General features: G+C 55.1%; 9 protein-coding genes and 1 tRNA gene. 8 read left to right on the top strand and 2 right to left on the bottom strand.

Annotation, left to right across the window (positions count from 1 at the left end; translation table 11 throughout):
* Window positions 1–64: 64 nt before the first annotated feature.
* Window positions 65–154: transfer RNA gene (locus RBB75_RS11680), tRNA-Ser, on the bottom strand.
* Between the two features lie 367 nt (window positions 155–521).
* Between RBB75_RS11680 and RBB75_RS11675 the strand changes: the two genes are divergently transcribed.
* From RBB75_RS11675 to RBB75_RS11650, 6 genes are all read left to right on the top strand, one after another.
* Window positions 522–1988 (top strand): hypothetical protein, encoded by a 1467-nt coding sequence (locus RBB75_RS11675; protein ID WP_179636761.1) that lies wholly within the window; start codon window positions 522–524, stop codon window positions 1986–1988.
* Window positions 1989–2705: 717 nt separating this feature from the next.
* The gene (locus RBB75_RS11670; protein WP_179636759.1) at window positions 2706–2909 is read left to right on the top strand and encodes a hypothetical protein; all 204 of its coding nucleotides are present in this window, start codon (window positions 2706–2708) and stop codon (window positions 2907–2909) included.
* A gap of 184 nt (window positions 2910–3093) precedes the next feature.
* Window positions 3094–3681, top strand: coding sequence for a ferritin-like domain-containing protein (locus RBB75_RS11665; protein ID WP_353068191.1), 588 nt, complete (start codon window positions 3094–3096; stop codon window positions 3679–3681).
* Window positions 3682–4132: 451 nt separating this feature from the next.
* Window positions 4133–4735 carry an RNA polymerase sigma factor gene (locus RBB75_RS11660; protein ID WP_353068190.1) on the top strand — a complete coding sequence of 201 codons (603 nt, stop codon included), beginning with the start codon at window positions 4133–4135 and terminating at the stop codon, window positions 4733–4735.
* A gap of 444 nt (window positions 4736–5179) precedes the next feature.
* The gene (locus RBB75_RS11655; protein ID WP_179636753.1) at window positions 5180–5686 is read left to right on the top strand and encodes a zinc ribbon domain-containing protein; all 507 of its coding nucleotides are present in this window, start codon (window positions 5180–5182) and stop codon (window positions 5684–5686) included.
* 48 nt (window positions 5687–5734) lie between these two features.
* Entirely contained in the window at window positions 5735–6154 is a 420-nt protein-coding gene (locus RBB75_RS11650; protein WP_353068189.1) for a DUF6632 domain-containing protein, read from the top strand.
* A gap of 281 nt (window positions 6155–6435) precedes the next feature.
* Here the strand turns inward: RBB75_RS11650 and RBB75_RS11645 are convergent, their stop codons facing one another.
* Entirely contained in the window at window positions 6436–7134 is a 699-nt protein-coding gene (locus tag RBB75_RS11645; protein ID WP_353068188.1) for a GNAT family N-acetyltransferase, read from the bottom strand.
* A 487-nt stretch (window positions 7135–7621) separates the two neighbouring features.
* On the opposite strand from RBB75_RS11645, the gene RBB75_RS11640 reads away from it, so the two are divergent.
* On the top strand, window positions 7622–9061 hold the full coding sequence (locus RBB75_RS11640; protein ID WP_353068187.1) for a trypsin-like peptidase domain-containing protein: 1440 nt from the start codon (window positions 7622–7624) through the stop codon (window positions 9059–9061).
* A 204-nt stretch (window positions 9062–9265) separates the two neighbouring features.
* Entirely contained in the window at window positions 9266–11656 is a 2391-nt protein-coding gene (locus RBB75_RS11635) for a GAF domain-containing protein (RefSeq protein ID WP_353068186.1), read from the top strand.

The raw sequence follows: 11656 nt of genomic DNA, 5'->3' as shown, positions 1-11656 counted from the left end.
CCCAGCATTTGCTGGGGCTTTTTTGATTTGTCCGGATGTCTGCGGAACTCGTGGAACTAGATGGTGGCGGAAGAGGAGGGATTCGAACCCCCGATACCCTTTCAGGTACGCCAGTTTTCAAGACTGGAGCCATCAACCACTCGGCCACTCTTCCCTGTTTGAAGTTTAGTACGCAGCAGGCTATCGCGCAAAAAAAGATCACCGTCACCACCTAGACGTTATAGCCCAGGGGCGGATTCATCGACGATCTGTGAATCTATACTCGTTGATAGCCGCAGCGCAACGCATGAGACATGCATAGCACAAGAAAGTGATGTCAACGCTTGTCGAACCAAATCCAAAATCTTAAGCCGGAACCATCGGCCTCCTCCTTGCTTCATGATGACTCCTTACATAAGGAGCCAGAGGCAAAGCCCGCATGGCCGGGGCGCGCACTAGTGTGGTTATTGGGGATTTCTGGCGCAATCTGGCTGAGTCTTCTGATGATTGTGCCAAAATATTTTCTTCCTGCAGAAGATGCAATGATTTTGTTTGCCTACAGCAGAAACCTTGCGGTGCATGGCGCCATTACTTTTTTTGCGGGCGGCCCCCACGCAGAGGGTGCAACGGATTTTGCGTGGATGGTCCTGATTGCGGGGGCGATAAGAATTGGCTTTGATCCATATTGGTTCTCGGCCGTGGTCAATGTGGCGTCGCTGTTGGGACTAGCTGTGGTGTTGTTGCGGATCGCGCGGGTTCGGATCTCAACGCTTCGTGTGCTTGCGATTGCGGGATTGGCGGCGCTATTCCCACAGATCTTAGCGGCGGCGGCGGGATTCGCGGTTCTTCCGGATGCTTTGCTGCTTGCGACGGTGACGCTGATGGTGATCGAGCGGCGGGTGGCTTGGGCTTCGCTTGCCTCGCTGGTGTTCTGCCTGTTCCGGCCGGATGGGGTTGTCTTTGTGCTGCCTCTGCTGGCTTTTGCTGGGGTCTCTGCGAAAGATAGAAGGGCTGTGGGAGGGAGGGTGACGGCTTTTTTTCTGGTGCCGGGAACAGCATACTTCGCGTGGAGAGTGCATTACTTTGGTGAGCTTTTTCCGCTGCCGTTCCTGGTGAAGTCGGATGCGCATCGCGCGTTGGGGTTTGTTGTCGTTCATTCGATGCAGCAGAGCTTCAAGTATCTGTTGTTCGACACGGCAGTCCTAATGCCGGGGGTTTTGCTTCGCGGGTTTCGACCACGATATCTGTTTGTGAGTCTGATCGCCGCGCCGACGGCGTTCTATTGGATGATGCGGCTGGATCAGAATATCGGCGACCGTTTCTTCTTCTATCTACCGCTTGCCGCCGCTATTTTGCTCGCGGTCCATTGGGAGCAGACAACACCTCCGGTGTGCAGAACTGCGTTGCGCATTGGCTTCGTTGCGTGGCTGCTTTTGATCGCAATGCCGTTCTACCGCGAGCTTCGTACTTTTAGGGATATGCAGTTCAACGAATCGAAGGACATTGCCCAAGAATTGAGCGCTATGCAGGAACATGGCTCCATGATTACGACGGAGGCTGGCTTTTTACCCTACTATTCGGGGTGGACGGCGTACGATCCGTGGGGCCTGAACACCCCGGAGTTTGCCCATCGTTTCGTACAGCCTGAAGATGTCGGGCGCCTGCACGCAGATGTGATTGTGGTGCATCCGGATCGGCCGGAGAGCTGTCTGATACAACCCGGATGGCAGGCACAATACGCAGGCAGGACGTGGCAAAATCTAAGTCGAAATCTGGTGATTGGCGCTGACGCATCGCAGTATGAGTTGTGGCTGGTCTCATACGGATCGGAGTTTTATCGACGGCGAAAAAGTTGGCGTTACGGTGAGGGCGATCGTGAGTGCTGGTTTTTGCTGAGAGATTCACCGCGCTACTCCGGTATAGCGGATGCGCTTAGCCGACATCATGGAGTTGGTCCGCCGGAGTCAACTCGCCTTGAGCAAAATCACGCGCTGCACGCAGCCCAATAGCTGCTGATTTGAGGCATACCCCCCTCCCCACCCAGGGGTATTTTGGGAGTAAGTCCCGTATGTGCAATGATTTAGCGGGAGGGTATGACGCTAAACCATTGCATCCAGGTGGGTTGCGCCTAAAATATCTGCTTTGTGCGGGTTGGCGCGTCGGAGGTAGTTGAATTTGGTCTTTGCGTCGTCAGAGCTATGTACGTGGACGTGGTGGCTTGTTGTCCTTTCGTGGTGCGTTCGTGGTGATTTGGGTACGCTAACGGCGAAGGGCTGCCGCAGCTTTCGCCAAAGGCAGCCCCCGATCTGATCTCTACTTGCAATTGTAGCGAATTGGATATAACTCATACGCCAAGTTTGGCAAAGATTTCTTGAATTATTTTTTCTCATCTTTTTTTACCTCTCATGGTGTCGCTAGTGTCTGAACCTGAGGTGGACACCATAACAGAACTGCAGCTCGATGCAGGCGGCATCCTGCAAGAGGACGTGAATAGATAGCTACTTGAAAAGAGCTTGCCCTGAGCTTGGGCTCATAGACTTTAGTTTATGAACGCGACATGTGGCCGGGCGCGGGGCGGCGTTCTATGGGAGAGACGCACTCTGTTGAACGGATGAATAATTTCTGGAGGAGTGTTGATCGTGGCCGGGGATGCGGATAACTCCGGCTGAAGCGATGTCATCGTACCCGATCAAGAGCTGAAGCTCTTAGAAAAGGTAGTGGACACAATGGCAAAACAAGCACACATGGATGCTGCGAAGCATCACACCGAGGCAGCAGGTCACCACATTAACGCAGCCGGTAAGCACGATCAGGGGCAGGTTGATGAGGCGAACGAACACTCCAAGAAGGCCCATGAGTCCTCGACGGCGGCGCATGGCAAATCGACGGATGCGCATTCGAAGTCTGCGGCATCGGCCGGCAAGAAGTAGTTAGAAACATTAATTAGAACGGATTTGAAGGGGCTGCGGTGTTTCCGTGGCCCCTTCGGCATTTAAACGTGCGGGCGGCCAACTTCCTACAGCTGGCGCGTCTCTCACTGATTGATTCACAGGTGGCAGTATGGCCGGAGTCGTACTGCTGGAATCGGACGACAGATCGACACAGGAGAGGTATATGCCGCTTAAGGATGTTTTGCTGGATGAGTTACGCGATATGTACAGCGCGGAGAATCAATTGGTGAAGGCGCTGCCCAAACTGGCCAAGGGCGCGAAAAATGCAAAGCTGAAGGAGCTGTTTGCCGCGCATCTGGAAGAGACAAAGGGCCATGTTGAACGTTTGAAGGAGGTCTTCGGGCATCTGGAAGAAAAGCCAACCGGAGAGCATTGCAACGGGATGGAAGGAATTGTAGAAGAGGGCAAAGACGCGCTGACGAAGGATGAAGAGGGAGCGTCGTTTGACTGTGGTTTGATCGGCGCGGCACTGCGGACCGAGCACTACGAGATTGCGGGATACCAGGCGACGATTGCTATGGCGAAGACGCTGGGAATGCAGGATGTGATCGATTTGCTAACGGAGAACCTGAACGAGGAGCTGGCGGCGGCAGCGAAGATCACCGAAGCTGCTCAGCCGATTCTGCGGCAGAGTTCGGAGGAGCCGGAGCATAAGAAGAAGCCCAAGTCTGCCAAGGAAAAGTACTCTGCACAGAAGAGCCTCGAGGATGAAAAAGAGGCCGCTGCAGGTTTGAAGAAGCGCGCTTCCTAGCCCGGGCAAAGCGTCTTCAAAGAGGGCCCCGCGATTGCGGGGCCTTTTCTTCAGGCAAAGATATGCACTCGTATCGCGACAGCGCCCATAGAGAGAAGGACAGGGCGCAGACACTCAGATAGGAGAAGTTGAATCGTAGCTTCTCCGAGTGAAGGGCGAAGGTGGCAACGAACGGAGCGAGCATCACGAAGCTGTGATGCTGAGAGTAAAGAATAGACGCGGAAGATCCATCTCCACAAAAAGCGTGGAACAGGCAACAATGACCCCAAGTAGAGGTGTCTTGGTTTAGCCTGAAATGGAGAAGCGACCTATTTGGGGTCTGCCAATAAACGAGTTGTACACGTCAGGCCCTTGCCGTCCATTGATCCGATATCCGTCCGAGGCAAATCTTAGCGTGATTTTTCTGTCAAAAGTTGAGTAATCCGCCGGGGTTTGATCGTATACGGGATATATGTTGGCTCTTCCCATGACATTGAATACGACAGCCGAAACCGAAACGGCAAAAATTGCGCGAGGCTTACGTGAGAGGGATATGGAGCTTCTTGCAGACCTGGTGGAGCGCTATCAGCATCGACTGGTGCGCTACATGCTATACCTCACCGGGAGGCGAGAGTATGCGGAGGACCTTGCTCAGGAGACCTGGATTCGCGTGCTGCAACGGGGCAGCCAGTACAACGGGCGACAGCGGTTTGATCCATGGTTATTCGCGATCGCCCGCAATTTGGCAATAGATTACCTCCGGAAAAAACGAAAAGCGGTACAGACAGTTTCCTTGCCAGATGATCACGATGCAGTGCTGCTGTTACCCTCCTCCGATCCTTCCCCATTCGAAGCCGCAGCTCGAAGCCAAGACGCAATGCGTCTGGCCGGCCGGCTGCAGATTCTGGCACCCCTGTATCGCGAGGCTTTGCTGCTGAGGTTTCAAGAAGACATGTCTCTTCCGGAGATCGCTCAGGTCGTGGGTGCCCCTGTTACAACGGTGTCGTCCAGAATCTATCGCGGTCTTGCAGCACTGAGATCCGCGTTTGAGGAGGGTGATTCGCATGGAGAGTGACAAGAGATTTCGCGAGCTTATTGACAGGTCTTTCGTAGAAGAGATTTCAGAGGGCGAAAGACAGCTCATCCGTGACCACATCCGCGACTGTGATGGCTGCAAGCGCTACGTCGAGCTAACTGCGCGTACGATTCGGGGGTTGCGGGAATTCACTTTTGTGAGTGGACCAGATTCAAATGCCCAGGTCCGTGAGATTCTTGCGCATCACACCGGGACAATGCGACAGCACAAAGTGCAATTCAAGATCTGGGCTGCATTCGCTGTAGCGCTCTTGATGTCATTTGTGGGATCGGCACTCGTGTACCAGGTGGCTAGGCTCCTGGCGGCCCCAATGCATTTCGACACTTCCCAAGTCCAGCCAGGCGTGCTGATCTTTTGGCTGCTGCCATCTCTTTGCTCGGCCTTATGTCTGCTCGCAGCCCCTGGTGAGAATAGAGGTATTGCATGACAGAGCAATCGGCGGTGCTTTTGGTAGCGTTCTTGGTCGGCCTTGTAGTTGCGGCTGTCTTGTTGGAAACCGCAAGACGGAATGTTCTACCCAGGTCTGCAATGGTCATCGCAGGACTGGCGATCCCGATGTGGGTAGTCTATTTTGCTTCCAGCCAGGGCCGTTCCTTACTTGCTTCCAAAGGATTTCTCAGTACCATGCCAGAAGCGCTTTGGTTTGGCTTGACGTTTGGCGCCTTCACCGCGGCTTTTTTCCTTGCCCTCGGATATATCTATGGGGACGCAAAAAGGCGTCTAATGCCTGCTTGGGCCTGGGTGATTGCCGCTTTCCTCATACCCAATTTGATTGGATTCATCCTTTATTTTCTGTTCCGAGGGCCTCTCCTTGGGCCTTGCAGTTCCTGTGGCAAGCCTATTCGGGGAGGAGAAGCATTCTGCTCACACTGCGGATGCTCGCAGGGTTCCAGTATCGGACGCACCGCAGCTGACAATCGCACAATCTGAAGTAAAAACGGTGGTAACAACCTTGCATCGCACAAAACGGAGGATGGTATGAAACGTGAGCGCGCCTTACAGGTAGTGTTGGTGGTGGTGGGCTTGCTTTATTGCTTTTGGGGCTATCTCCTGTTCGACAATCTGTGGCACCTAAAATGGCTTAGCGGGCATAGTGACGTCATGCCGATGTTCCTGAGCCTTAATACGGCGCTTGGGGTCTGTCTGTTAGTGGCCGTTAAGCATCCGGCCAAGCATCGCTTAATGATCGCCTATGGGGCGTGGTCAAGCCTTGCCCATGGGTTCACAATGACCATCATGTCGGCGCAGGCCGTGGCGCACGGGACGCATAGGAAGGATAGCCCCCAGGACATTGTGATCTTTGCCGTGATTGGAGTCACGCTGCTTGCACTCCTCCCGGCAAAACAAGCATCGCCGGTTGGCGCGCCTATCAGTGAACCGCGCTTTGCCGAACGCTAGGGGAACCTTCCACCGCCGCGCGTGCAGCGAGATATAAGGACTCCTCAGGAGAACGCGGCGATTCGCTTTGTTGAATATATGGGATGAGCACCCAAGCAGCGCAGATGCTGAAGATAAGCAAGAACCGATGGACGGATGGATTCATCGTTTGAGTACTATAGAGCGATTCCACCGTTACGGTGTCTCGGGCATGTTTGCGAGATGTCATCTTTGGCTGAAGAACCCTGTCAACCTTGCCTCTGCAGAGTTCTTTTGGGTAAGTTGATTCGAAATTCTTTTGGTTAATTGTGGGTGCGGCTTAACGTGGTCAGCTGGGTGATCTGGCGTCCGTCTGCGTTGAAGTTTGCGGGATCAAGCCAGCGTTCAAAGGCGCGCTTGCGATCGGGCCACTCCGTGTCGAGCATGGAGTACCAGGCGGAGTCGCGGCTGCGCTTTTTTATTACCATGTGTTGACGGAAGATGCCCTCGAAGGTAAATCCGAAGCGTTCCGCTGCCCGCCGTGATGGTAGATTGAGCGCGTTGCACTTCCACTCGTAGCGTCGATAGCCCAACTCCTCGAAGGCGTATCGGGCCATAAGATAGATGGTCTCGGTTGCCGCGCGGGTTCTTTGCAGTTGCGGAGAGAAGAGGATGTTGCCGACTTCAATGACGCCGTTGGGTGCGTCGATGCGCATGAGGCTGGCGTAGCCGGCGGCACTTTCGGTTTGCCCAGAAGGCTGCTTCGGGAGGATGGCGAAGAAGCGGGAGACGCTGTCGTTTTCTTTGGCGCGGAGAGCCTGAAGGAGGTCCTCTTCGCGTGGGTAAGGGCCGTCGCCCAGCCACATCCAGACAGAGTCGTGGCCGTTGACGGCCGACCAGATTGCTTGGCCGTGCTGCGCGGTTACGAGCGGTTCAAGTCGAACCCATCGACCCTCCAGCACGACGGGTTGAGGCAGGCGTGCGGGCTTCCAGTCTTCCAGGTTGAGAGGGTGCTCAGACACCGGAACATGATAGCAGTGAGGCCTGCGGGCTTTGGGTCCGGCTGGAGAGAGTGCGAAGGGAAAAGAGGCACGGCTTACGCCGTACCCATCTTCTAGTTGGTCGGGTGAAAGCCGACCAAAACTATAACGAAGATCACTCCAAAGAGAATGACCAACAGCGGCCACCAGCGATCCACCCAAGACATCGACTCAGTTGACGAACTCATCGCAACATCCTCCGTTAGCTACCTTCAAATCCTAACCGAGAATCGATGTCTGACTCAATGTGCTGGTTAGGGAGCCATGAGGAGATAGAGATCGCGCGAAGGGAATACGAAGTAATTCAGCCTCAACGTGGATTGCCGGAGTAGTCTGGCAAGGCCCGGTGATTCCCCAGAGATTGGCATTTTCGGAAGAGCGAAATTGTATGGGTAAGACGTGGCCTTGATTTGGGGGGTATGCAGTAGTTGTAGATTTGTAGACGTCAGCTCGCGTAGAGGAGTCTTGCATGAAAGTCGCACTCTCGATGGTCTCTGCTCTTTTGCTGCTTTTGGTATCGTTGCCTGCATCTGGCCAGAGTCCAGATACGACGGGTACTTCCGTAGACAAGACGGCGATTTTACGGGAGTACGACCAGGCGATTGATGAGGTTGCCGAACACGCGATGCGCTCGGTGGTGCAGATAGAAGTCACCGGCTTTGGAAAGCCGGAGAGCAAAGAGGACGAGGAAGATCCGACGGCGATGCAACGACAGCGCGTGATCGGGTCGGGAGTTATCGTCGATCCGGATGGCTATATTGTCACCAACAACCACGTTGTAACGGGTGCGCTGCGGATTCGCGTGATCGTTGCACCGACGACCGTGGAGCTGATAACAGGGCACACGCAATTGGCTAATCCCCAGCGCGTGTACGAAGCTAAATTGATCGGCACGAATCGATACGCTGATCTTGCGGTCATCAAGATTGAAGCGCATGACCTGCCTGCGATTGCACTGCCGGAGGCATTTCATGTTCGTTTAGGACAGACGGTGATTGCGATTGGATCGCCACAGGGGCTGGACCATACGATCACCAAGGGGATCATCAGTGCGGTGGGAAGACAGCCTGAGCTGGATCGCCCGATGGTGTACGTGCAGACCGATGCGCCGATCAATCCGGGCAATAGCGGCGGGCCGCTGATCGATCGCGATGGCCATTTGATTGGGATCAATACTTTTATTTATAGCTCCGGGGGCGGAAGCGAGGGCCTGGGATTTGCGATCCCTGAACCTGTGGTTCGGTTTGTTTATCACGAGTTGAAGGCGCACGGATTTGTGCCTTCTGTTTCGATTGGAGCGCATGCCCAGGCGATCAGTCCGGACCTTGCGGCGGGCTTGAAGCTGCCTCAGGATCATGGGGTGATCTTCTCTGACGTGGATGCAGGAGGGCCGGCCGCGAACGCGGGGATAAAGGCCGGCGATATTGTAGAGAAGATCGATGGCGTTCCGATCGACTCGTTTCCGAAGTACACGGCTTTTCTTTATGTGCACCAGCGAGGAGCGCCGCTTCGGGTTGAGATTTTACGCGGGGGCAAGCCGGTCACACTGTCGGTAAATCCGGTTGATTCGCTGCCGATGGTAGATAGCTTGTCGGATCTGACGAATCCAAAGAAGGATCTGATTCCCTCTCTCGGCATCTTTGTGATTGACCTCAACGACTTTATCGCTGCGGCGCTGCCTGGACTGCGCTCGAAGCGTGGAGTTGTCGTGGCCGGCGTTCTGGCGGGAGAGCCTGCTACTCTCGCCACACTTGAGGTGGGTGACGTGGTCCGTTCGCTTAATGGTAGGGAGCTAAATAGCTCGGAGGAGTTGCGGCAGCAGCTTGCGAACTTCAAACCGGGCGAGTCGGTGGCGTTAGAGGTGGAACGTCAGGGAGTCTTGCAGTATGTGGCCTTCGAGGTGGAGTAGCGGGGTATGACGGATTGTTACGCTAGCTGCTCATTTGGATCCTGGGATTTTGAGCCACCTTGCATTCCGTTGCATGTACGGGAGAAGAGTAATGGTGCGAGGTTCGGAGGAGGTCTCGTCTCACAAAAAGAAAACGTAACACGGTGGTGCGCGACAGGATAAGATTTAGCGAAATATTCGACATGGTTTTCCTGAGGACTTAGGTTGAACGATCCGGCCCGCGCGTCTCTGCTTGAAAGATTTTCGATCTCCCTTCTGGCGGAGTTGGAGAGCGGTCCACGTGCGCGACTTTTGTCGCTCGGCATCTCCAAGCTGCTGCCGGAGTCTTCCGTTCTGGTGTATCTGCTCGACGAGAGGCGATCGATCTGGATGTTGAAGACTGCCGTTGGTGAGGTGTCCGCCGATCGGCATGGCATTGCACTCGATTCAGGAGGCCTGGGCGCTGTGGCGACGGAGCGTATTGTGCTGCAGTTCAGCGCCGAGGAGTTGAGCCGGGAAGACTTTGCGCATCTTGATATTCGTCAGAGCTTTCGTTCTCTGACTTATATTCCTGTCTTGCTTGAAGAGCAGTTACTGGGGTGCGTTGAGGTGGTTAGTTTCTCTGAACCGCCCACGGAGGATGTGCTTTCAACCATCGTGGAGATGACCGATTGTGCAGCCGTTGCCCTCGGCGCAGCTTCGCTTTATGAGTCGGAGCGAAGCGCCGGCCTCTCTTCTGTGCTTCGACTTACGCAGCTTTACGACATCGAAAAAGTGTTCAACGCGACGCTTGAGATGCAGGAGCTGCTTCCTGTGATCTGCTCGAAGGTGCAGGATCTGGTGGGGGCTTCTGCGGTGAATTTGTGGATGGTCGATCAGGACGACTTGATGCTGATCCAACAGGCGGGGGAGGATTCTGCGGCAGGAGTGGGTGATCGCCAGGTGGCCGGCGGGGGCATCGTTGGAGATGCCGGTGAAACTGGCGAAGCGGTGCTGCTGCAGGCTGAGGACGATGCACTGCAACAGCGGAATCTGCGACCGACAGACGTTGCGGCCACTTCGTTGATGGCTGCGCCTTTGGTGAAGGATGAGAGTTTGACTGGCGTGCTCGAGGTCGTCAGCTATGACCCGGAGTTTGTCTTTAGTGATGACGACCTCTTTACCTTGACGCAGGTGGCTGAGTCGGCTGCGCAGGCGCTGCACAACTCCTCCCTTTTGCAGGCAGAACGAAAGATTGAGATTCTTCAGACGCTGGTGAGCGTGAGTCAGGAGATCACCTCCACGCTGAATCTGCAGCGGGTCCTGCAGGCCATCGTGAATCAACCGCAGCTTGTGATTCCGTATGAGCGCGCCGCGATTGCCCTGGAACAGAGAAACAGGGTGACCGTGCAGGCTATCTCCGGCGTGACGAAGCTCGATCTGTCTAGCCCGGAGGCGGAGACGCTCAACGGCCTGCTGCGCTGGGTGGCGGGATTGGGGACGGAGGTTTATGTTACGCAACACGAGGAGGAGATCAGTGACCCGCGACCCGAGACGCGCGAGAAGTTTCTCCGTTATTTTGAGACGACCGGGTCGCGCAGTTTTTACGCCATCCCTCTCGGAGATGACGAAGGCACGCTGGGAATTCTTTCGTTTGAGAGCTCCGATCCCGATTTTCTGACTACGCTGCACTTTGAGATCATCAAGATTCTGGCGAGCCAGGCGACTTTGGCGTTGCGGAATGCTTCGCTCTACAAGGAAGTTCCGTTTATCGGCATACTCGAGCCTTTGATTGAAAAAAGACGTCGCTTTATGGCGATTGAGAGGCGCCGACGCGCACTGATTTTGACGTCGTGCGCTGCCGTACTGCTTGCGTTGATCCTGGTGCCGTTTCCGATGCGGGTTGTCGGACAAGCGCAGGTGAGCCCAGCACAGACGCAATATGTTCACGCAGAAGAGGATAGTGTTGTGCAGCGAGTCTTCGTGCATGAGGGAGATCCAGTACAGCCTGGAACTCCGCTGCTTCAGATGACGGATTGGGGGCAGCGGGCGAGTCTGGCTGCGGCACAGGCGAAGTACAACACGGCTATGGCACAGATGACTCGGGCTCTGATCGACAACGATGCGACGGTAGCGGGGCAACATCAGCTCGAGTCGGACTATCTGCATGAGGAGGTGACCAGGTTGAGCGACAGGCTCTCGCGAACAACGGTCCATGCGGAAATAGCGGGTGTGGTCACGACCCCGCATGTCGAAGATCTTGTCGGAAAGAAACTCTCGAGCGGAGACCCCCTGGTGGAGTTGGTGAGCACAGCGAGCGTGGTGGTAGATGTTGCGGTGCCGGAACGGGATGTCGAACTTCTGAAGACGGGTGCGCCGACCAATATCAAACTGGAGTCGTTCCCGACCGCGACGTTTAGCGGGACGGTTAGTGTGATCAGTCCATCGGGCAAAGCTGAAGACGACAGCCATGTCTTTTTTGCGAGAGTAGCGGTACCCAATCCGGCGGGTGATCTGAGGCCGGGGATGCAGGGTCTTGGAAAGATTCGAGTGGGAATGCGGCCGTTGGGCTATGTGCTGTTTCGTGATTCGGCTCTCTGGATGTGGTCCAAGCTTTGGAGTTGGTTTAGCTGGTGA

It is taken from the genome of Tunturibacter empetritectus (genome assembly GCF_040358985.1).
GTDB lineage: Bacteria > Acidobacteriota > Terriglobia > Terriglobales > Acidobacteriaceae > Edaphobacter > Edaphobacter empetritectus.
This window is presented reverse-complemented; position numbering and strand designations above follow the sequence as displayed.

Coding starts and splice junctions, on each gene's coding strand:
- RBB75_RS11675 (WP_179636761.1), top strand. CDS start 522: ATGATTTTGTTTGCCTACAGCAGAAACCTTGCGGTGCATGGCGCCATT.
- RBB75_RS11670 (WP_179636759.1), top strand. CDS start 2,706: ATGGCAAAACAAGCACACATGGATGCTGCGAAGCATCACACCGAGGCA.
- RBB75_RS11665 (WP_353068191.1), top strand. CDS start 3,094: ATGCCGCTTAAGGATGTTTTGCTGGATGAGTTACGCGATATGTACAGC.
- RBB75_RS11660 (WP_353068190.1), top strand. CDS start 4,133: ATGTTGGCTCTTCCCATGACATTGAATACGACAGCCGAAACCGAAACG.
- RBB75_RS11655 (WP_179636753.1), top strand. CDS start 5,180: ATGACAGAGCAATCGGCGGTGCTTTTGGTAGCGTTCTTGGTCGGCCTT.
- RBB75_RS11650 (WP_353068189.1), top strand. CDS start 5,735: ATGAAACGTGAGCGCGCCTTACAGGTAGTGTTGGTGGTGGTGGGCTTG.
- RBB75_RS11640 (WP_353068187.1), top strand. CDS start 7,622: ATGAAAGTCGCACTCTCGATGGTCTCTGCTCTTTTGCTGCTTTTGGTA.